The 22,858-nt window shown below is 65.0% G+C and carries 8 protein-coding genes; all 8 read left to right on the forward strand.

Annotated elements, in window-relative coordinates; translation table 11 throughout:
- The first annotated feature begins 549 nt into the window (after positions 1–549).
- Entirely contained in the window at positions 550–3,579 is a 3,030-nt protein-coding gene (locus E6C72_RS15050) for a BPTD_3080 family restriction endonuclease (protein ID WP_109083907.1), read from the forward strand.
- Complete coding sequence (locus E6C72_RS15055) at positions 3,579–5,459, forward strand: DUF262 domain-containing protein (protein WP_109083906.1); 1,881 nt, start codon at positions 3,579–3,581, stop codon at positions 5,457–5,459. Before E6C72_RS15050 ends, E6C72_RS15055 begins: the two co-directional genes overlap by 1 nt.
- Entirely contained in the window at positions 5,459–8,476 is a 3,018-nt protein-coding gene (locus E6C72_RS15060; RefSeq protein ID WP_109083905.1) for a site-specific DNA-methyltransferase, read from the forward strand. The genes E6C72_RS15055 and E6C72_RS15060 overlap by 1 nt, the downstream gene beginning before the upstream one ends.
- 55 nt (positions 8,477–8,531) lie before the next feature.
- Entirely contained in the window at positions 8,532–9,239 is a 708-nt protein-coding gene (locus E6C72_RS15065) for an EcsC family protein (protein WP_109083904.1), read from the forward strand.
- Between the two features lie 251 nt (positions 9,240–9,490).
- A complete protein-coding gene (locus E6C72_RS15070; protein WP_136700773.1) occupies positions 9,491–10,600 on the forward strand; it encodes a hypothetical protein in 1,110 nt (369 codons plus the stop codon).
- 13 nt (positions 10,601–10,613) lie between these two features.
- Complete coding sequence (locus tag E6C72_RS15075; RefSeq protein ID WP_109083902.1) at positions 10,614–12,713, forward strand: 3'-5' exonuclease; 2,100 nt, start codon at positions 10,614–10,616, stop codon at positions 12,711–12,713.
- A 42-nt stretch (positions 12,714–12,755) separates the two neighbouring features.
- Entirely contained in the window at positions 12,756–16,148 is a 3,393-nt protein-coding gene (locus tag E6C72_RS15080; protein WP_136700774.1) for an STY4851/ECs_5259 family protein, read from the forward strand.
- Positions 16,148–22,366 (forward strand): DEAD/DEAH box helicase, encoded by a 6,219-nt coding sequence (locus tag E6C72_RS15085; RefSeq protein WP_109083900.1) that lies wholly within the window; start codon positions 16,148–16,150, stop codon positions 22,364–22,366. Before E6C72_RS15080 ends, E6C72_RS15085 begins: the two co-directional genes overlap by 1 nt.
- Positions 22,367–22,858 lie beyond the last annotated feature (492 nt).

Consider the following 22,858-nt stretch of genomic DNA (forward strand, 5'->3'; position numbering starts at 1 on the left):
GGTAAACCGTCACCGGCTACGTGTCCGATTTCCCGCCCATTCGGGCTCATATCTGATAAGCTATTGAATTTCCTAGAGAGAGGTTGGTTGGGGGACTAGGACCCCCAACCGACATCTCCTGAAACCCTTGCCAGCCTTGGCCCGCAACGGTTTCGACACCGACCGACGGCACAGAGATGGCACAGTCGGATGGCACATTCAAGGTGGCGGATCGATGGGCGGAGAAACCCGCACGCCACTGAGAACTAGGAGAGGAAGTTTTATCAACACGCCTGGCCCGTCACTGTAGCGGCTGGTGATGGATGAGCGGTTCACTGCGTCCCCTTGTTGAAAGGATATGCTGCCCGTGATGCAGTTCGACGGCTCAGGAAATGGCATACCAAGATATGTCTCCGACCAGATATTGCACTCCTGATTGCAGGGTTTAGTGGATTCGCCGTCGCTACCTCGGTAGACTCCCCAAAACGAAGTGGGTAGGGGGAGTCGCGTGGGCCAGGAAGCGTACAATTGCGGCTGCTCCGCTGCTGCCCAGTGGGCGGAGGTGAGGAGATGAGTGAACGGTTCTTTGAGCAGCCGATCCTGAATTCCCCTTACGAGCCGCCCCGGTTCCATCACGATCTCGACGCAGACGGTCAGCCGACGGACCGTCCCCCGGTCGCCGGCAGGCGCCGGTCGGAACTGATCACGCCGGTTCCGAAGCCGAAGAAGAAGAAAGGCAAGGCGGCGCCTGCCGATCAGGCCGGCTTCGTCTTCGCCGACCAGCAGGGTCTGACGACAGCGGAGGTCGAGTACAACCCGACTCCGATCATCAACGAGATCCGGCAGCACGTCGACTCCTGGCGCAACCTGCCCAATCCCACTGACTGGAAGGTGACTCCGGCGACGGCGAGGCTGCTCCAGCACTGGCGCCATCACGAGTTCAACGGGGTCCGTCCCTTCTTCTGCCAAGTCGAAGCGGTCGAGACGATCATCTGGCTAACCGAAGTCGCGCCGAGCAGTGCGCAGTACAAGAAGTTCTTGGAACACGTCGAGGGCGCGAACCTCCAGGCGAACCCGGAACTGCTGCGCATGGCCATGAAGATGGCGACCGGCAGCGGCAAGACGACGGTCATGGCGATGCTGATCGCGTGGCAGACGGTGAACGCCGTCCGCCATCCCAACAGCAAGCGGTTCAGCAAGGGCTTCCTGATCGTCACCCCCGGCATCACCATCAAGGACCGCCTGCGCGTCCTCCAGCCGAACGACCCGGACAGCTACTACAAGAACCGGGAGCTGGTGCCGGCGGACATGCTGCCGGACATCGACAAGGCCAAGATCGTCATCACCAACTACCACGCCTTCAAGCTGCGCGAGCGCATGGAGGTGTCGAAGCTCGGCCGTGCCCTGCTGAAGGGACGCGACGGCGACCTGAACACCGCCGAGACGGAAGGGCAGATGCTTCAGCGCGTCATGCCCGATCTGATGGGCATGAAGAGCCTCGTCGTCCTGAACGACGAGGCGCACCACTGCTACCGCGAGCGGCCCGGTGTGGACGACGGGCTGACAGGCGACGAGAAGAAGGAAGCGGACAAGAACAACGAGGCCGCCCGCCTCTGGATCACCGGCATCGAGACGGTGAAGCGCCACCTGGGCGTCCGCGGTGTCTACGACCTGTCGGCGACCCCCTTCTTCCTGCGCGGCTCGGGCTACGCGGAAGGTACGCTGTTCCCCTGGACGGTCAGCGACTTCTCGCTGATGGACGCCATCGAGTGCGGCATCGTCAAGCTGCCCCGCGTCCCCGTCGCCGACAACCTGCCGACCGGAGAGATGCCGGTCTACCGGAACCTGTGGGAGCACATCGGCAAGAAGATGCCGAAGAAGGGGCGCGGCAAGGGCGGTGAACTGGATCCTCTCTCCCTGCGTTCCGAGCTTCAGACAGCGTTGCAAGCCCTCTACGGCCACTACACAAAGGTTTTCGACCTGTGGGAGGAGAAGGGCATCGGCGTGCCGCCGGTGTTCATCATCGTCTGCAACAACACGTCGTCGTCCAAGCTGGTCTACGAGTTCATCTCCGGCTGGACGCGGACGGACGAGAACGGCAACACCCAGTTCAACCAGGGCCGGCTGGAGCTGTTCCGGAACTACGACGACTACGGCAACCGCCTGCCGCGCATGCGCACCCTGCTGATCGACAGCGAGCAACTGGAGTCCGACGAGGCGTTGGACACGGAGTTCCGCGCCGCCGCCGCCGAGGAGATCGACCAGTTCAAGCGTGAGTTGGTCCAGCGCGACGGCGCAGGAGCCGCCGACAAGCTGACCGACAAGGACCTGCTGCGCGAGGTGATGAACACGGTCGGCCGCAAGGGCCGACTGGGCGAGCAGGTCCGCTGCGTCGTGTCGGTGTCCATGCTGACCGAGGGCTGGGACACCAACACGGTCACCCACATCCTGGGCGTGCGCGCCTTCGGAACGCAGCTTCTCTGCGAACAGGTCGTTGGCCGGGCGCTGCGCCGCCAGTCCTACGAGCTGAACGACCAGGGCCTGTTCAACGCGGAGTACGCGGACGTCCTCGGCATCCCCTTCGACTTCACCGCCAAGCCGGTCGTCGCCAAGCCGGCCACACCGCGGGAGACGGTGCGCGTGCACGCGGTGAAGGAGCGGGCGGACCTGGAGATCCTCTACCCGCGCGTCGAGGGCTACCGCGTCGAGCTGCCCAACGAGCGGCTGTCGGCGACCTTCTCCGAGAACTCGACCCTCTATCTGACGCCGGAACTCGTCGGCCCCTGCTCTGTCCTGCTCGAGGGCATCGTTGGAGAGGGCGTGACGCTGAACGTCGACCACTTGGAGAAGGTCCGCCCCAGCACGATCGCCTACAACCTCGCCAAGCACCTGCTGTTCAAGCACTTCCGCGATCCGGGGGAGGAGCCGAAGCTGCACCTCTTCGGCCCGCTGAAGCGCATCACCAAGCAGTGGCTGGACGCCGGCCACCTGAAGTGCGCCGGCGGCACCTTCCCGGCGCAGCTGATGTACCAGGAGATCGCCGACCAAGCGGCGGAGCGCATCTACCTCGCCTGCCAGGCCGGGCTGGAAGGGGAACGCCGCATCAAGGCGATCCTCGACCCCTACAACCCGACCGGCTCCACCCGCTTCGTCAACTTCACCACCAGCAAGGAACTGCGGTGGGAGACCAGCGCGAAGCACTGCCACGTCAACCTCGTCATCTGCGACAGCGAGTGGGAGGTGGAGTTCGCCCGCGTCGCCGAGGAGCATCCCAGCGTCCTGGCTTACGTGAAGAACCAAGGCCTGGGGTTCGAGGTGCCGTACCGCGACGGCTCCACGCCGCGCAAGTACATCCCCGACTTCATCCTGCACGTCGACGACGGGCACCCCGATCCGCTCAACCTGATCATCGAGATCAAGGGCTACCGGCGCGGCGACGCCCAGCTCAAGGCCGAGACGATGAACAATCTCTGGGTTCCGGGCGTGAACAACCTTGGCCGCTACGGCCGCTGGGCTTTCGCCGAGTTCCACCACGTCTTCGAGATCGAGCAGCGCTTCGGCGAGCTGATCCAGTCATTCCTGCAGGACAAGGCCGCCTGATGTTCGACTCCACCAAGGAAGACCTCCGGGACATCCTCCGTTCCGCCGAGGAGGGGCGCCTCCAACTGCCCGAGTTCCAGCGCGACTACGTCTGGGGCGACGCCGACGTGCGCAGCCTCGTCGCCTCCGTCGCCAAGGGCTTCCCCGTCGGGGCGCTTCTGACGCTCGAGACCGGCGGCGAGATCGAGTTCAAGCCACGCTTGCTCGCCGGCGTCCCGGCGAAGGATGTCCGGCCGGCGGAACTGCTCCTCGACGGGCAGCAGCGCATCACCTCCCTCTATCAGGCGACGCGGTCCATGCGGCCCGTCCGCACGCGGACGCCCAAGGGGACTGAGGTCGAGCGCTACTACTTCATCGACATCAAGAAGGCGGTCGCCGGCGGCGTGGACTTCGAGGAGGCCATCATCGGAGTGCCCGCCGACCGGGTCATCCGGCGCAACTTCGGCCGGGAGATCGTCTGCGACCTCTCCACCCCGCAGGGACAGTTCGAGGCCGACGCCTTTCCGCTGAATCTGGTCTTCGACAGCCGCAACTGGTTCTTCGATTGGCGCGACTATTGGCGGGCGCGCGGCCGCGACGTTGCTGATCTCGAACGGGATTTCGATCGCGGCGTGGTTGATCGCATCAGCCGCTACGAGATGCCGATCATCCGTCTCGACAAGCGCAACAGCCGCGAGGCCATCTGCCTCGTGTTCGAGAAGGTGAACGTCGGCGGCAAGAAGCTGGACGCCTTTGAGCTGGTCACCGCCATCTACGCCGCCAGCGGCGCCAACCTGCGGGAGGACTGGGCGGCCCGCCGGGCCCGCATCATCGGCTCGCCGAACCGGCGTGACGTTCTCAGCCAGATCGCCAGCACCGACTTCCTCCAGGCCTGCACGCTGCTGCACACCCGCGAGCTGCGCCTCGCCCGCGCCGCCGAGCTGATGCGGGACAAGGGCAAGATCGAGGTCAAGGAACTGCCGCAGGTCAGCTGCAACCGCGACGCCTTGCTGGGCCTTCCGCTGCACGCCTACCAGAAGCACGCCGACGCGGTGGAGCAGGGCTTCGTCGAGGCCGGCAGCTTCCTGAACGAGCACAAGATCATCTGGCACAAGGATGTGCCCTATCCCACGCTGATCGTCGGGCTGGCCGCGACCTTCGCCATCCTCGGCCGCGCGGCGCAGACCGCGGCGGCGAAGGAGAAGCTGGCGCGCTGGTTCTGGTCGATCACGCTGGGCGAACTCTACGGGTCGAGCACGGAGTCGCGCCTCGCCCGTGACGTTCCGGAACTGGCCGAGTGGCTGTCCGGCGCCGGCCTGCACCCGCGGTCGGTGGACGAGGCGCTGTTCCAGCGCGACCGCCTGGGCTCGCTCCGCCAACGCATCTCCGCCGCCTACAAGGGGCTGCACGCGCTGCTGATGCGCTCCGGCTGCCGCGACTTCATCAACGGCCGGCCCACCGACCTGATGACCTTCTTCAACGACAAGATCGACATCCACCACATCTTCCCGCAGGCCTGGTGCAAGAAGAAGGGCATCCCGCCCAACGTCTTCAACTCCATCGTCAACAAGACCCCGCTGTCCAAGGCGTCGAACATCGCCATCGGCGGCGACGCGCCGTCCGTCTACCTGCGCCGCATCGAGCAGCGGCAGGGGTTGAGCCCCGAGGCGCTGGACGACATCCTGCGCAGCCACCTGATCGAGCCGGCGCACCTGCGCAACGACGACTTCGAGGCCTTCTTCGCCGCGCGCATGGATGCGCTGGCCGGCGTCGTCGCCGGGGCGCTGGGCAAGGCGGTGGTTGACGAACACGGGGCCGATGAGGCCGAAGAGGAGGTCGCCGCCGAGGATACGGCTGAGGCCGGCGACACGGACAACACGGTTGAGCTGGAGACTGCGTGATGGCGCGCAACGGTAAGGACGTCGACTCCCTCGTCCACAAGAAGGCGACGCGGAAGAACATCCCGACGGCCGAGCAGCAATCCTTCGTCGAGGCGGAGGACGCGGCGCCGAAACCCGTGGTCTATCCGCGCGACACGCCGCTGGAACCCGGCGCCACCCGCCCGCGCAACCCCGACCTCGACCCGCAGCTCGTCTGGCGCGGCAAGGACCAGCAGGACTGGTCCGACCTCGTGGTGCAGGCGCCGCCGATCTACATCCAGGAGAAGATCCACCCCCAGGCCATCATCGACGACCTGCGCCGCCGCAGCGAGGCGGCGCGCGGCGAGGCGGCCGGCTCCCAGTTCGACTTCTTCAACGACTTCAACGGTCTGCCCGACGAGGAAGCGAAGCTGGAGTTCTACCAGCACGACAAGCACTGGGCGAACCGCATGATCCTGGGCGACAGCCTCCAGGTCATGGCCTCGCTGGCGGAGAAGGAGGGGCTGCGCGGGCAGGTCCAGTGCATCTACTTCGACCCGCCCTACGGCATCAAGTTCAACTCCAACTGGCAGGTGTCCACCCGGTCCCGCGACGTGAAGGACGGCAAGCTCGACCAGATCAGCCGCGAGCCGGAGCAGGTCAAGGCCTTCCGCGACACCTGGAAGGACGGCATCCACTCCTACATGACCTATCTGCGCGACCGCTTGACGGTGGCGCGCGACTTGCTGACCGAGAGCGGGTCGATCTTCGTGCAGATCGGGGATGAGAACGTCCATCGCGTGCGGGCAATACTTGAAGAAATATTTGGCGAAGAAAACTTCATTGCGGAAATTTACGCTAGAAAGTCAGGCGGCACTACATCTGGGTTTCTTGCGGCGCCTATAGACATTATTCTTTTCTTTGCAAAATCAAAAAGGAGCATGAAATTTAGACAGACTTTTACCGATAAACTTGCGGGTGGGGGCTATAATAGAGCTGTCAGTTTTGACCGCAGCCTTGCGCGTGGTCTAACCCGTCAGGAAACGGAAACTGGAAAAGCTGAAGAAGGTTGGCATATTTTTGCCCCTGACAATATTTTGTCTCAAGGATACCGCTCAAACACGACAGGAGTGTTTAGGTTCCGCGGGAAAGATTACGACTCAGGGGCGCAGTCAAATTACAAGACGCATTTTGCGGGTATGGAACGTCTTTCCAAGGCTTCTAGATTGTTTCAGGCAAGTAATAGTCTTCGGTATGTTCGGCTCTTGCAAGACTTCCCGGTGTCTCCAATAGATAACGTTTGGGATGATGTTGGCACAGGTAGCTTCACGGACGACAAGGTTTACGTTGTCCAATCCGGGAGTAAGCTAATTGCCCGTTGCATCCTGATGGCCACCGACCCCGGTGACATCGTTCTCGACCCCACCTGCGGGTCGGGCACGACGGCCTTCGTAGCCGAGCAGTGGGGGCGGCGCTGGATCACCATCGACACCTCGCGGGTGGCGCTGGCACTCGCCCGCGCTCGGCTGATGGGCGCCAAGTACCCCTACTACCACCTCGCCGATTCGCCCGACGGGCTGCTGAAGGAGGCGGAGGTGTCCGGTACCCCGCCGGCGCAGCGGGCGAGCTACGGCGACATCCGCCAGGGTTTCGTCTACCGCCGCGTGCCGCACATCACGCTGAAATCCATCGCCAACAACGCCGAGATCGACGTCATCTGGGACCGCTGGCAGGCGGTGCTGGAGCCGCTGCGCCACGATCTCAACGCCGCGCTCGGCCGGAACCAGGACTGGCAGGAGTGGGAGATCCCCCGCCGCCCCGCCGATCCCTGGCCGGAGGCCGCGCAGACCCTGCACGCCGCCATCCGCAAGCGCCTCGCCGACGGCGCCTCGGTCGCGCCGCAGCTCAAGAAGCTGAACGGCCTCCTCAAGCGCGACTACACGGCGGAGACCCTGCCGGAGTTCCCGGACGATCCCTGGACCGACGCCAAACCCATCGACCTGCACGGCCGCTGGTGGGAGGCGCGCATCGCCCGCCAGCAGGCGATCGACAAGTCGATCGCCGACAAGGCCGACCAGGAGTTCCTCTACGACAAGCCCTACGAGGACACCGACCGCGTCCGCGTCGCCGGCCCCTTCACCGTGGAGAGCCTGTCGCCCCACCGCGTCCTCCCCACCGAGGACGAGGAGCTGTGGGAGGAGCTGGTGGCCGCCGACGCCGTCGAGGCCGGCCGGCCGGAGCCGCGCCGGACCCAGGCCCCTGTTCGCAAGAAGGCTCCGCACCAGTGGGAGGAGACCGACTTCGCCACGGTCATGCTCGACCATTTGAAGGCCAGCGGTGTCCACCAGGGTGACAAGAAGGACCGCATCACCTTCACCAGCCTGACCCCCTGGCCCGGCGAGTACGTCGCCGCCGACGCTCGCTACATGGAGGGCGACCGCGAGCGCCGCGCCGCCATCTTCATCGGCCCGGAGTTCGGCACCGTCTCCCGCCCCGACCTGACCGCCGCCGCGCGCGAGGCCCGGGACGCCGGCTTCGAGCTGCTGATCGCCTGCGCCTTCAACTTCGACGCCCACGCCTCGGAACTGGCGAAGATGGGCCCGTTGCAGATCGTCCGCGCCCGCATGAACCCCGACCTGCACATGGCCGACGACCTGAAGAACACCGGCTCCGGCAACCTGTTCGTCGTCTTCGGCGAACCGGACATCGAGATCCGGAAGGAGGAGGACGGCGAACTGCGGGTGCGCATCCTGGGCCTGGACATCTTCGACCCGCAGAAGGGCGAAGTCCGCGCCGGCGGCACCGACGACATCGCCGCCTGGTTCATCGACACCGACTACGACGAGGAGAGCTTCTTCGTCCGCCACGCCTACTTCCTCGGCGCCCAGGACCCCTACAAGTCGCTGAAGACGACTTTGAAGGCCGAGATCGACGAGGAAGCCTGGGAAAGCCTCTACCGCGACACCTCCCGCCCCTTCCCGCGCCCCTCGAGCGGCCGCATCGCCGTGAAGGTGATCAACCACTTCGGGGATGAGGTGATGAAGGTGTATCGGGTGTGACGCAGCCGGAGCATAGCTCGTACAAGCAATACACATTGCACATCGGAGATTTGAAATGTCCAACACAGACGGTGGCGCCTTAGTCGAACAAAAGAATTGGATGTATGATCTCCTCGATTCCGTTTGGGATGGAGTCGTTCTTGCGGAAAGTGAGTGGAACCCTGAAAAATCCTGTTATCAGCTCTATGAAGAATACAAGAAGAGCGGACGCACGCCGGACGAGTGCGTAGAGAACTTTATTGATTGGCAAACGGCAAAGGCCGCAGGGTCAGGCTTTCTATTAGGATTGCCTGGCTTGGCCTTCGGCGTCGTGACCATACCGGCCGATTTGACCTTAAGCACTTACCTTCAGATGCGCATGATTGCGGTAATTGCTCTGCTGTACGGTTGGGACCCGAAGTCTGACCGGCTGAAGACGTTGGCGCTGCTCAGCATGCTCGGGTCCAGCGCCGCCGAAGCGGTGCGGGCTGCGGGTGTGAAGGTCGGCACCCGGCTGACCGCCAACGTGATCGCGAAAATCCCAGGCAAGGTACTGATCGAGATCAACAAGGCTGTGGGTATAAGGCTGGTCACCAAGGCCGGTACTTCGGGTGTGATCAACCTTACGAAATTTGTTCCAATTGTTGGCGGTCTTGTAAGCGGGGGGCTGAACGCGGTCACTACGCGCCAGATTGGCTTTGCTGCTCAGTCCATCTTGCGTGAAGGACCGGTGTGCGAACCCGATGAGTTGTCTGAGGAAGTCGCTGTGGTTCCGACTGTTTAGAAGGCGAGGGTGTCGCGGCCATACCTGCACCCGTCAACGAAATATAGCGGCGCTTCGCGGAACTTAACCGATGAGGCAAAGACCGCATCAGAGGGGCGAGAATCAATGGTAAATATCTGATCGATGGCTCCAGGGCACAGCTCAATACATTTGCCTATTGCGAAATCGCCGAGATGCCGAACTGCTGTGGCAGTGGCGCGATGAATGTGCATTGAGCATGGCATCCTAATCATAAGAATGGAGATAGCAGAATGAACATCCCTGAATCGTCCAGCAGATCTTGTTTATCTATTTGGTCTGCAGACGCAGCGGTTTCGTTTTTAAAGCCATGGAAGAAAACACTGACTGCGGAATTTATTTCTCGGGTAGAGGCTTTTGTTGAGTCATACATACTTTATGATTATGTCCTTCTTCCGGAGCGTTATGCTGATTACGACGAGATCAAAGAACTTGGTTCTGTCGATGGGGTATTTAAATTTTATGCGAAAACAGACATCGCTCATTCTTGCGATATCATTGATGGGATAAGTTTCAATCTTAATCTGAATTTTGAAAAATTTGAGAAGCTTAAAGAAGAAGACAAAAAGTGGTACCTTCAACACAATGGGGATGCTGCTGAAAACGATTGGGAGGAGATATCGTCATTCGGAGCGATATCAATGGCCAACTTGAGGCTCTGGCAGGCTTGTCTCTGCAATGAATTGACGGATAAATTTTCTGCAAACCAAGTTCTTCCGCTTTCCTTAAACGGATTGGACGATATTTTCGAAAAGCGGGATGTCACCCGATATTTCGTTGCAGAAAAGTACCATGAATTTTCTGCTTTCGTGAAGGCAACAAACGTTGAAATAATAGAGTACACCATCGACCAGTCAGATGAGATTATTAAGGACTTTCCTCCATTTACGGCGCTGATGGTCGATCAGACTCACGGAGGGCAAAGCGCGACCGAGATTCTTAAAAAGATGAGGAGCGACTATCGAGGCCTTCGAGAGCTTCAGTCGAGGTTCTCGATGGATATCGCTTCGGCTAATGAATTCTCAAAAAGGAAGGAAATCCTTTCCCAATGGAAAGAGGATTGGTCACGCTCCGTTGCAGGTGAGTTCAAAAAGCCATCACTATTGAGGAAAATATTTACCGCTTCAGAAGTTGGAAAGGCTGTTGGTAATGTTGCGACGGGTAAGCCTCAAGCCATCCTGGGCGGTTTGGCTGAGAAAGTCCTGGAGTACCCAAATTCGATGCGAGCATACAATAGATTTCAAGTGTTCTCAGATCTCCTAAGAGATTATGACTGGGCGCGCGATATGTCAAAGAAGTTGGAGGAAAACTTCGGCATTGAAGGTTTCAGAGATTTGAAATAGGAAAAAAGAGAAGATGAAATTTTCAATATCTGAAACTTTTACCCAGAGCCTAGCCCGCCTTCCGGGGAAAGAGCAAAAGGCCGTCAAGACGACAGCCTTTGACCTCCAGATCGACCCGTCGTCGCCGGGATTGAAGTTCCATCGGGTTGAGCGATCGCGGGATCCGCATTTCTGGACGGTGCGGGTGAACGACGATCTGCGGATCGTCGTCCACAAGACCGACGGCAACTTCCTGCTCTGTTACGTCGACCATCACGACGACGCCTACGGCTGGGCGGAGAAACGGCGCATCGAGGCGCATCCGACCACCGGCGCTGCCCAGTTCGTCGAGTTCGTCCACCATGTGGTGGAGGAGACCGCGTTCGGCGCCGCGGCGCCGCGCTCCGGCTACGGCGCCCAGGCGCCGCTGGCGCCGGCCGCGCCCGGCATCTTCGACCAACTGACCGACGAGACGCTGTTGAGTTACGGCGTCCCGCCGGACTGGCTGGACTGGATCCGCCAGACCGACGAGGACGGGCTGTTCGACTTGGAAGGGCATCTGCCGCAGGAGGCCCTCGAGGCGCTGCTGGAGCTGGCGGTCGGCGGCAAGCCGGCGCCGCCCGTCGTGGCCCCGCCCTCGGCCGATCCCTTTGCCCATCCCGACGCCCAGCGCCGCTTCCGCACCGTCGCCAACCTCGACGAACTCCGGCAGGCGCTGGAGTCGCCGTGGGACACGTGGACGGTCTTCCTCCACCCCAGCCAGCGCGAACTGGTGGAACGGCGCTACGGCGGGCCGGCGCGGGTCACCGGCTCGGCCGGCACGGGCAAGACGGTGGTGGCGCTGCACCGCGCGGTCCATCTGGCGCGCCGCTCCGACGACGCCCGTGTGCTTCTCGCCACCTTTTCCAAGGCGCTGGCCCAGGCGCTGAAGGTGAAGCTTTCCCACCTACTCGACTCCGGGGACCCGGCCGCGGGGCGCATCACCGTCACCTATGTGGACGGGGTCGCCCACCGCCTGTTCGAGGATGCCTTCGGGGTCACGCCGAACATCGCGTCGGTCTCGCAGGTCGAGGCCGCGCTCACCGCGGCGGCGAAGGAGCGGGGTGAGACGCGCTTCTCGCACCGCTTCCTGGTCAACGAGTGGCGCCATGTGGTGGATGCCTGGCAGCTCCGGACCTGGGAGGCCTACCGGGACGTCTCCCGCCTCGGCCGCCGCACCCGGATCGGCGGCAACCAGCGCGAGGCGCTGTGGGCGCTGTTCGAGCGCGCCCTGGCCATCCTGAAGGCGCGCAACGTGGTCACCTGGGCCGAGGCCGTCGCCCGGGTCGCCGAACACCACCGTGGTCGCGAGAAGAAGCCCTTCACCGCCGCCGTGATCGACGAGGCTCAGGACATCAGCATCCCGCAGCTGCGCTTCCTCGCCGCTCTGGTGCCGGACGGCCCCGACAGCCTGTTCTTTGCCGGCGACCTGGGCCAGCGCATCTTCCAGCAGCCCTTCTCCTGGCTGTCGCAGGGGGTGGACGTCCGCGGGCGTTCCTCGACGCTGAAGGTCAACTACCGCACCTCCCACCAGATCCGCCGGCGGGCCGACCTGCTGTTGCCGGCGCAGGTGCGCGATGTCGACGGCGTCGAGGACCAGCGCAAGGGCACGATCTCCGTCTTCGACGGACCGGAGCCGGATGTCGGCCTGTTCGACACGGCAGAGGACGAGACCGCCTACGTCGCCGCCTGGATTGCCGGCATCGTCGCCGATGGCATGGCCCCGGAGGAGGTCGGCATCTTCGTTCGCACGTTCGACCAGATCGACCGCGCCAAGGCCGCCGCCAAGCAGTCAGGTCACCCCTGGGTCACCCTGCAGGACCGCGGCGACGCCGAGAACGGCCGCATCGCGATCGGCACCATGCACCTCGCCAAGGGGCTCGAGTTCAAGGCCGTCGTCGTGATGGCCTGCGATGACGAGGTCATGCCGCTTCAGGAGCGCATCGAATCGGCCTCGGAGGAGTCCGAGCTGGACGAGATCTTCGAGACCGAGCGCCACCTCCTCTACGTCGCCTGCACCCGTGCCCGCGATCGTGTCTGCATCACGGGCGTGGAGCCGGGTTCGGAGTTTCTGGCCGACCTGATGGGGCCCTGAACTCCGGGGAAAATAACGCGGGCCTGAAGGGAGCTGAGAATCGTGAGCCAAGACCGTTTTCGTGCCATGCGATGGCTGACCGGAGAATTCCTGCCGCGACGTGGTCTTGGCGATCCTGATGGTCGGCCGCTCTACGCCTACCGCTGTACCGATGCCGAGTTGGCTGCCCTGAAGGATGGGCTTATCAAGGCGAAGATCGATCAACCGCCTGTAGAGACGCATCTCGCCGCACTGTTTTGCCTTTACGTCGCGGAATGGTGGCGTCGTTACTACGATGGCAACGCTTGGGGATGGGAGCCCGTATTCCAAGCGCTGCGTGCCGAATACGAGTGGAAGACAGCTAGTGAGCTGACGGAAAAGGGACTCCGGTTTTGGCGGCGGGACCTGCGTCATTTGGCGCATCGCCGTGGTTTTCTGGTAAGTCTTGTTCTGGAAGGGGGGCTGCCGCTCGGTCTGCTTGCCTTAGGCAAGGGTCGCCTCACCGACCACCTCCGGCGTGTGCTGGGCGAATTGGATCGCTTCGGCCCCAATGAGGATTTGGGTCGCCGGTTATCGGAACAGCACGCCCATGTTCTGCCGGCGAGTTTCCGGCGGCCGGAGGTCCATGTTCTGATCGGGGGACTGCTCGCCGCGGTGCTGCGCCGGCGTGACGGCATTCCCACATCGGTTGCGCCAGCTGATGCCGTGGCTTGGCTCGACGCGCACGCGCTGGGCTGGCGGGAGGAGTTGCCGCTGTCCGTGGAGGACGACGCGGCGCACGGGCTGCTGGCCGGCCTGATCCGGGAGACTGTGGCGCTGCGTAGCCACAGTGCCGACCTGAACACGCTGGTCAACCGAACGCTGGTGAATGACGGTGTGGCGTGGCGTCCCATGCTGACGTTCACCCTGGACGGTGTGGTTCCTCAGGACGGCCCGATTCCCCTGGGAACGATCGCTGGTGGAGCGACGCGCGCTCGGCTGCGCGCCACCGGCGATCTTGAAGGCGTTGTCGGCGGTCCGTTGGCGCTTCTGCAGGCTGAACGGTCGGAGCGAAGGGAATGGCGGGTCGAGCCGCTGTCGGCGGCGCGGGCGCCCATCGCTTGGCCTCTCAATGCGCCGGTCGAACTTGCCCTGCGCGTGGACAATGCCACGGTCCAGACCTTCGCCGCTCCCGGCGGCGAGCCGGCGTCACAAGAACCCTTGGTGTTCGACGCGATCGACGATGAGGTTCCATTGGTGCGCCTGCGCCTCATCGGCAGCGGCAGCACGCGGACCCGGCGGGACCGCCTGTTCGTCGCCTGCCACGACGGCACCGACCTGATTCCCTCCGACGGGGCAACCGTGCGAGCCTTGGGGCCGATCGGCGGGACGGGCCTTACGATCCATGAGGTGGCCGGAACGATCCGGTGGCGCGACGGCGGCGACGGGCTGTCCGTCGTCTTCCGGACCGGCAGCGACGACGAGGCGCGCAGTCGCCTGAGCGTGGACGGGCGGGCGCCGAACTGGGACGTTGGGGCCCCGCTGGCTGTGCTCGGCCATCCCGTGCTGCGCGAGGTGGCCGGCGGCACGTACGGCCGGCCGGTGCCCCCGGGTGATCTCCGCTGGCGACCGGCGGGCGGGGGCGCCTGGCAGGCGCTTCCACGCGACGGCTCCTGGCCGTGCGGCCTCATCGACGTGGTGCTGGTGCGGGGAGGCGAAGCACTCGACCGGCTGCGCTTGGCGGTGCTGCCGCAGTCCGCTCAAGTGCGGATCGAGGCGCACGGCCCGCGCCGCGGGCGACTCGTGCTGGAGGGCTTCGGCGCGGCCGACCTGCGCGTGGATCGCAACGAACTCGGCGGGGGCGTCCGCTTCGAGGTCGAGCCGGTCGGGTCCGGCGTGGCGATCGCGCTGGATGCCGATGGCAAGCCGCCGAGCCGCGTGCCTCTCGTTGCGTCTTGGCCGGGGCAGGGCGAGGTGTGCTGCCGCTTTCCCTTCCCCGTGCGGGGCGGCGGCTTCATCGATGCCCGCGGGCAGTGGCTTCGGGCGTGGGCGCGCTTGCCCCTCGACCAGCTTTACGGCGTCCGCGCCGTCGCCGATCCCGGCAGCGGCGATGCCGAGATCTTCGGCTGGCTGAAGGCGGACCGGATGGATGACCGCTCGCTCTGGATCCGCCACCGCTTCCAGGGGACTTGCTCCCTGGCGTCCTTACGCGGTGCCATGTTGAACCTGCTTGCGGTGTCCCAGGACCTTGATGCCGTCGTCCGGCTCATGGTCCGATGCGGCGGCCAGGAGAGCGAGATGGTGGAGGTGTGCCGGGTCGACCTGAAGCTGAAGATCCAGGACGAGTCGATCGGCATCGACCCCCACGCTCTCGCCATGCTCGACGAGGCGGAACGTGCGGACATCGAGATGGTCTGTCGTCCCATCACCGACCTCGATGCGCCGGAGGAGCCCCTGCCGTCGGCGCCGTCGACCGACGGCCCGCCCGCCTGGGTGTTCCGCAAAGACAGCCGGGAGCCCGGGCCCTGGCTGATCTATGGCCGCGTCCGCGGCCGCCATCGCTTCCGGCCGCGGGCCGTGCCGGTTGCCGGGGGCGAGGCGCCCGACGCACCGGACACCCTCGGCGCGATCAGCCGCATCGCCGACTTCCTCCAGCGCCAGAGCGCCTTACGGGACCTGCTCGACGCCATGACCGCCGACCCGCAGCACGCCGCGTGGCAGGAACTCGACCAATCGCTGCAGGCGGTCCAGGGGCGGCTTCCCCTGACCACGCTGGACGGGTTGCGCCTGCTGCCGGATCTGCCGGATGCGCTGACCGTCTTCGTGGCACGCGCTCCCGCGCCGATGGTGGGGGCGATCCTGGGGATGCAGGATGAGCTGCCGTTCCTCTGGGCTGCTTTGCCGCTCCGCTCCTGGGTCGGCGCCTTCGCGGCCGCGGAGCGCGGCCTCGCGGCGCTGCTGGTGGCAGGCGGCCAGACGGAGGATAGGGCGCGTGCCCTGGCGGCGCGGGTGACGGACGACACGCTGGGGCAGGTGGAGAACGAGCTTCCGCTGCTGTTCTGCACGGCAGCCCTGGTGCGGGAGCATCTGGGACGGGCTCGGCCGGGAGACTGCACCCTGGCCCGCCTGGGCATGGAGCCGTTCCGGTTGCATTTTGCCGGAAGCCTGGCCGAACTGCGGATGGGCCTGCGGCGGCGCAACGACGGAGCCCGGTGGCCGGACCAGCACGATTTCCGCGGCGTGGTGACCGGCCTTCCCCGCGAGCATCTCGACCTTCCCCAACCGTATCGGCCGGTGCTCGACGCACCCTTCGCCGCTGCCCGGCTCGCGGCTTCCGGTGCCCCGGTCGAGGGGCAGACGCTGCGCGCGCTGCGCCTGTGCCGGGCGTTCGACCCGGAGTGGTTCGATGAAGCCTATGTGTTCGCCCTCGGTCTTGCCGCGTCCGAACCGGACATGATCGCCTGCTGGAGTGCCTGATGCAGACGTCTCTCAACACCCTGATCTCCGCCATCGCCGAACGCTCCGCCTACGCGGTGATCAGCCAGAGCGGCCTGAACTCGGAACCCTTGCGCGAGCATCTGCGCCACCGGCTCGTCCGGTTCCCCGGGCTGGGCGAATCCTTCCTTGCGGACCCCGTGCTCGAGGCGGCGTTCGGCTGGCGGCCGGCGGCGGCCACCATGGGTGATCTGGCAGGGTCCCTGCTCGACCCGCGCCTTGTTCAGATCCTTGACGGCGAGGGGATGGAATGGCCCGATCCCGACCGGGAGCCCTACCGGTTCAGGAAGATCTGGCACCCCCACGCCCACCAGCTTGAGGCTTGGCAACGCTTGGCCGAAGAGCCGCCGCGCTCCGTCCTGGTCGCCAGCGGCACGGGTTCCGGCAAGACCGAGTGCTTCCTCATCCCGATCCTCGACGATCTGGCGCGCCAAGCAGCGGAAGGCGGCGGTCTCACCGGCGTGCAGGCGCTGTTCCTCTATCCGCTGAACGCCCTGATCAACAGCCAGCGCGACCGCCTGACCGACTGGACCCACGGGTTCGGCGGGCGCGTCCGGTTCTGCCTCTACAACGGCGAGACCCCGAACGAAGCCAAGGAGGACCAGCAGCGACGCCGGCCGTCGGAGGTCCTGTCGCGCAAGCGTCTGCGCCAGGACCCGCCGCCGATCCTGGTCACCAACATCACCATGCTGGAGTACATGCTGGTCCGCACCGAGGACGCGCCGATCCTGAACAAGTCGCGGGGGAAACTGCGCTGGATCGTCCTCGACGAGGCCCACACCTACATCGGATCGCAGGCGGCCGAACTGGCGCTGCTCCTGCGCCGCGTCATGCGTGCGTTCGGTGTCGACGGCTCGCAGGTGCGCTTCGTCGCCACCTCGGCGACGCTCGGCGAGGGGCCGGACGTGCGGGACCGGCTGCAGCGCTTCCTCGCCGATCTGGCCGGCGTTCCCAAGGAACAGGTTGTGGTGATAACCGGTGAGCGCGCCGTGCCGGATCTGCCGGAGGTGCCGGACACGGCCATCGGCTCCCCGGCCGAGATCGCCGCCCTGTCATCCAAGGCGGCCTTCGAGCGCTTGGCGGCCAGTCCACGCATGCGCGATCTACGGCAACGCCTCGTCGATTCGCCGCTCAAGCTGAGCGACGCCGTGCGCGTCCTGATGGACGGAGAGGCTGAACTGGCGGAAGATGCCGAGCGCCGGCGCCGGGCGCTCGACTTGGTCGAACAGGGTGGGCGCGCCAAGCGCGACGGCCATGCCTTCCTACCGTTGCGCCTGCACCTGTTCCACCGCGCCCAGCCGGGTTTCTGGGCCTGCATCGATCCCGGATGCCCGGGACGGGCGGGAACGCCGCTCGACACGCCGGACTGGCGCTATGGCGCCGTATTCACCCATGAGACGGACCGCTGCTCCCATTGCGGCACTCCGACCTTTGAGATCGTCGGCTGCACCGATTGCGGCGCGCCGGTTGTGGTGGCAGAGGAAGCGGAGGACTATTCCATTCGCCAATGCCAGAGCGCGGAAGACCTCGACGAGTTCGCCCAGGATGTGGACCCGCCGACCACCGAGTCCGATGATGGCGACGGGGGCGACGACACTCCGGCCGTCGCGCTGGCGCGGCGTCTCATCATTGACCCGGCGCATCCCGATGCCAGACACGCCTGGCTGGATCGCAAGGAATCGCGCCTCCTCGGCCGGGAAGCGCCCGATGCCCTGCCAATCGGACTGCGGGATGACGACGAGTGCCCGGCCTGCGGATGCCGGAAGGACGCGTCATCGGCCCCGCTGTTCCGGTCGGCACGGTTCGGGGCGCCCTTCCTCCTGGGCAACGCGGTTCCGCAGCTCCTGGAAGCGTCTCCGCCCCGTGGTGGCGACGCGCATCTCCCGTTCGACGGGCGCCAGCTCATCACCTTCACCGACAGCCGACAGGGTACGGCGCGGTTTGCTGCAAAGCTGCAGCAGGACGCCGAACGCAACTTCGTGCGCAGCGCCATCTATCACGCCGTGCAGGCAGCCGCCACGGGTGGGCATGAGGAGGAGATCGCCTCACTTGAAAAGGAGATGGCCGAACTCGAGCCGGTCCTCGCCTTGGCGCCGCAACTTCGCGGCCAATACGACACCAAGCGCGAGAAGATCGAGGCGCTCAAGGCCGATGTGCCGGCACCGGCCTGGCGCGACGTTCAACAAGCGCTGGCCGGCCTGGACGATCTGCGGGAGTCCATGGTCGATCTCTGGCATCGCTACGACAGCGACTTCAGTGACCCGTCGCGGTTGGCCGACTTTCAGCTCTGGCGAGAGTTCCTCCGCCGCCCCAAACGGCTGAACAGCGCCGAGACCATGGGATTGGCATCTTTGCGCTTCGACACGATCGAGCGCATCCCGGAGTCCAGTGTGCCAGGGCCGTTCGTCGAGCGCGGGCTCGGCATTTCGGATTGGCGGGACTTCCTCTATGTCCTGATCACGCATTTCGTGCGCAACCGATCGGCCGTAGCGCTCGAGCTCAAGCTCGGCCATTGGATCGGGCGCCGGGTTTCGATCAAGCGGCTCAAGCGCCCAGGTGAGCCGACGCTCGTCAAGGGTATCGAGATCGCGTGGCCGTGGGCCACACGGGAAACCCATACCAGCGCGATGGTCCGCCTTCTGTCGGCCGGGTTGAGGCTCGACCTCGCCGATCCGGCGCAGCGCGATCGCATCAACGAATGCCTGCAGTCCGCCTACAATCAGATCCTAGGGGTGCGGGACCAGCAGAAATCCGATTTCGTGCTCGACCTGCGCAAGGCGCGCATCACACCGGTGGAGAAGGCTTGGCTGTGCCCGAAGACCGGCCGCGTGCTGGACCGCACCTTCCTTGGCCTCACTCCCTTCCTGCCGCTCGGTTCGCGCATCGAAGCGGTATGGTGTGAACCGATTCAGATGCCGCGCCTACCGTTCCCTTGGAGGCGGAGCCGCGACGGTGCCGACGTCTCGGTGGACGCGATCAAGGAATGGCTCTCCCGTGACGAGCGGGTGCAGGCCGTCCGCGACAAGGGCGTCTGGACGGATCTGCACGACCGCATCGTCGAGGGCGCTCCCTACGTGCGGTCGGTCGAGCATTCCGCGCAGCAGCCGAGTCGGCGTCTGCAGCGCTACGAGCGGGCGTTCAAGGAAGGCAGAATCAACATCCTGAACTGCTCCACCACCATGGAAATGGGCGTCGACATTGGCGGCCTCTCCACCGTCGTGATGACCAACGTCCCGCCGGCTCCGGCGAACTATCGTCAGCGCGTTGGCCGCGCCGGCCGCCGCGGCGAATCTCTGGCGATCGGGTTCACCTTCTGCAAGGACAATCCGCTGGGCTGGGCCGTCTTCCGGGAGCCGACCTGGCCGTTCCGCCACGCCATCCGTCCGCCGTCGGTATCCCTGGACAGCCCCGTCATTGTCCAGCGCCACGTCAACGCCCTGCTGCTCAGCGCCTTCTTGCGGGATCGGTCGACGGGATCCGACATTCCCAAGCTTGAGGCCGGCACCTTCTTCGAGCCGTCGGCCGCGGCGGAGGCCGCCGGGCGTGACGACGCACTCAGTGCCGCCTTCCAGGGGTGGTGTGAAAACCCGGCGGGACTTCCACGGGGCGTCGCTAACGACCTCAAGATGCTGGTGGCCGGAACCTGCCTGGAGGGACGCGCCGGCCTGCGTTTCGACACGGCGGCGGCGGTTGCCGAGGTGACCGACGCTTGGCGGCGCGAGTGGCGGGCGCTCAAGGATTCGATGGCGGCGTTGCCGAGCACCGACGATGCGGCCAGGAAGGCCCTGAACGTCCAACTCAAGCGCCTTCAGAAGGCCTATCTGCTGTCGGAACTGGCATCGCGCGGCGTGCTGCCGGGTTACGGCTTTCCGACCGACATCGTTTCCTTCGTCAATACCACGGCCGGCAAACTGGCCGAGGAAGAGGGCGACGGCGGCACTCGCGACGACAATCGATTCACCGCCCGCGGCTATCCGACCCGGCAGCTCAGCTTGGCGATCCGCGACTATGCGCCGGGGTCCGACGTCGTGGTCGATGGATTGGTCTATCGCTCGTCTGGCGTGACATTGAACTGGAAGCGGCCAGCCTCGGACGAGGGGGCGCGAGAGATCCAGGCGATCGGCTTCGCCTGGAAGTGCAGGAGTTGCGGCGTCACGGACACCGCGCCGGTGCAGCCGGAACTGTGCAGCGCCTGCGGAAGCGACGCCATCGAGACCTTGTCGTACCTGCAGCCGGCGGGCTTCTCCGTCGATCTCCGGGAGAAGCCGCACGCCGACATCACGCAGACGACCTACCTGCAGCCGATCAAGCCGTGGATTTCGGCGCGCAGCGGGCAGTGGACGGCGTTGCCCGATCCGTCGCTGGGCCGCTACCGGGTGACCAGGACGGGGCACGTCTTCCACTTCGCCCCCGGTGCAGAGGGCTACGGCTACGCGGTCTGCCTGCACTGTGGCCGGGCCGCCGCCGAACACGCGCGTGCCGGCCAACCCGACGCGGTCATACCGAGGGACCTCGTCTCGCATCTGCCTTTGCGCGGGGCGGTGAAGGGAAGGCAGCATGACGGCGTCTGTCCGGGTGCGGACACGACGTTCGGCATCAAGCGCCACCTGATGCTGGGCCACGGCATCGGTACGGACGTTCTGGAACTCCAACTGCCCGAACTGGGAGACGAAGTGATTGCTACGTCTCTTGCCGTGGCGTTGCGCGAAGCCCTGGCCCGCCGGCTCGGCGTCGAAATCGCTGAACTTGGCTGGGCGTCGGTACTGTCGCGGGCTGAGGGACAGGTAACCTGTTACTCGCTTTTCCTTTACGATCTGGCATCCGGTGGTGCCGGATTCTCCAGCGCTGCCGGCGAGTTCATGGACGCCCTCCTGCGGGATGCCGAAGGCGTCCTGGACTGCCGGAATCCCGATTGCCGTTCTTCCTGCCACGCGTGCCTGTTGTCCCGGGACACCCAATACGACGAACCCAAGCTCGACCGGCGGAGGGCGTTGGAGTTCCTGCAGACCTCCGTCCTGCGACGGCTGGCATTGCCGACGGAGCTTGCATTCTTCGGTATCGGGGCGTCGAGTGCCGAGGTGCGGCCATTGGTCGAGGCCATTGATCGAGCGATGCACGCCCGCCCGGATACTACGCTTCAGCTCTGGCTCGGCGGCACGCCAGCAGACTGGGACTTCGTGTCCTGGCCGGCCCGCCCGCTGCTCGAGAAATGGGGGGCCAAGGACCGCCCGGTCGTCCTGACCCTTGCGGAGGACACTATTGCGACGCTGACGTTCGGCCAGAAGATTTCCTTGCGCAGCCTTCTGGAACGGTCTCGGGCCGACTTGGCCAGTACGCCATCCTTGCCGAAGGTCGGTGGGGGAGCGGTGCTGGCGCGCGTGCACAGCGCTGCCGGAGATGAGCATTGGGCGGCGGCGGGCGCTGTGGCGTGCGTGCCCGATGCCGGCTGGGGTGATGGGCAAGGTGAACCGATCGTCGTCGGACGAGGATCGGCGTCGGGCATTGGCGTGAGCCGTCGCCTCGATTCCGAACTGCTGTTCCAGACCGAGACGGAGCGGGCTGACCTGATCCGGATCGCCAGCGAGATGAATGGCCCGGCGGAGGGCTTCGGTCAACGCTTCTGGGCGCTGGTCCTCGAGCGCAAGCCAGAGATCGGCCAGCTCCTGCAGCCCGGCGGGAAGCTGTCGGAGGTCGTCTACCAGGATCGCTACCTGTTTAGTCCGCTGCCGGTGCGTCTGCTCTGCGAGGTGTTGAAACCGATTGCGGCGACCGGGCGGGCGGGGGAGGTGGATGTGCTGGTTCGGACGCGGGCGCGCCGCTCCTCCGACTATGCTTCTGTCCCGTTCCAGCTTCGTGACGACTGGGCATTCACCGAACACCGGGATGATGTCGTCAAGGCAGCGCTCGCCAGACTCGCCCTGCGAGGGCGTATCGAGACCGGGCAGAACCGTGATCTGCCGCACGAACGTACGCTCCTCCTGCGCTGGGACAACGGTGGAGAGCTGAAGATCCACCTCGACCAGGGTTTCGGGCACTGGGACACGATTCGTCCTGCTTCGTTTCCCTTCACCGCGAACCCTGAGGCGCAGAGCCAAACGTTGCTCGAAATGCGATTCGATATCCGGAACCGCACGATGCACCCGATGTCGGTCTTTGTGCTCGACATCGTACTCGCTGGGGCTACGCGACGACCTGCGTGATGAAAATCTGGGTAGGGAAAGCGGGACCTTCCCCCGGCAGAAAGGACACCAGGTTAAGCGGCTCGAAGCTCGGCCTGGTGCGGGGTGATGTGGCACAAGAGCCGAGTGCAGTCGCTGGCTCCCCTTCCCAAAACGCCCGAACCAGTATCTGCGGCCGAACTGCCAACCACCACGGCAGATCGCCGTGCCGCAACGTCGGACCGCCAGCATGTCAAGGTGTGACGTGTCAGCGGCCTATCGCGAGACGATTACTGCCGCCGCCACGCCCTTGTGCACCGGTTCCGCGGTCGTCGCAGAGCAGCGCAAGGGGCTTCAGGGCGCCGGGATGTCCGCTGGGCTGGATTCCATACGCGAGCCCGCCCTTGCGCCGAGGTGTCGTTATGCGGGCATAGAATGCCGCCGCGAACGCCCTAGACCGCCGGCGAAACCGTCGATGATCCCTGCCGCGTCGGCCGGCTCAACCGGCAGCGCCGATCACGCCGCAACATACGG

Origin of the sequence: Azospirillum sp. TSH100, from assembly GCF_004923295.1 — a bacterium.
GTDB lineage: Bacteria > Pseudomonadota > Alphaproteobacteria > Azospirillales > Azospirillaceae > Azospirillum.

Bases quoted from the DNA above. Each gene is read 5' to 3' on its own strand.
- E6C72_RS15055 (WP_109083906.1), top strand. From the start codon at position 3,579: ATGTTCGACTCCACCAAGGAAGACCTCCGGGACATCCTCCGTTCCGCC.
- E6C72_RS15065 (WP_109083904.1), top strand. From the start codon at position 8,532: ATGTCCAACACAGACGGTGGCGCCTTAGTCGAACAAAAGAATTGGATG.
- E6C72_RS15085 (WP_109083900.1), top strand. From the start codon at position 16,148: ATGCAGACGTCTCTCAACACCCTGATCTCCGCCATCGCCGAACGCTCC.
- E6C72_RS15050 (WP_109083907.1), top strand. From the start codon at position 550: ATGAGTGAACGGTTCTTTGAGCAGCCGATCCTGAATTCCCCTTACGAG.
- E6C72_RS15075 (WP_109083902.1), top strand. From the start codon at position 10,614: ATGAAATTTTCAATATCTGAAACTTTTACCCAGAGCCTAGCCCGCCTT.
- E6C72_RS15070 (WP_136700773.1), top strand. From the start codon at position 9,491: ATGAACATCCCTGAATCGTCCAGCAGATCTTGTTTATCTATTTGGTCT.
- E6C72_RS15060 (WP_109083905.1), top strand. From the start codon at position 5,459: ATGGCGCGCAACGGTAAGGACGTCGACTCCCTCGTCCACAAGAAGGCG.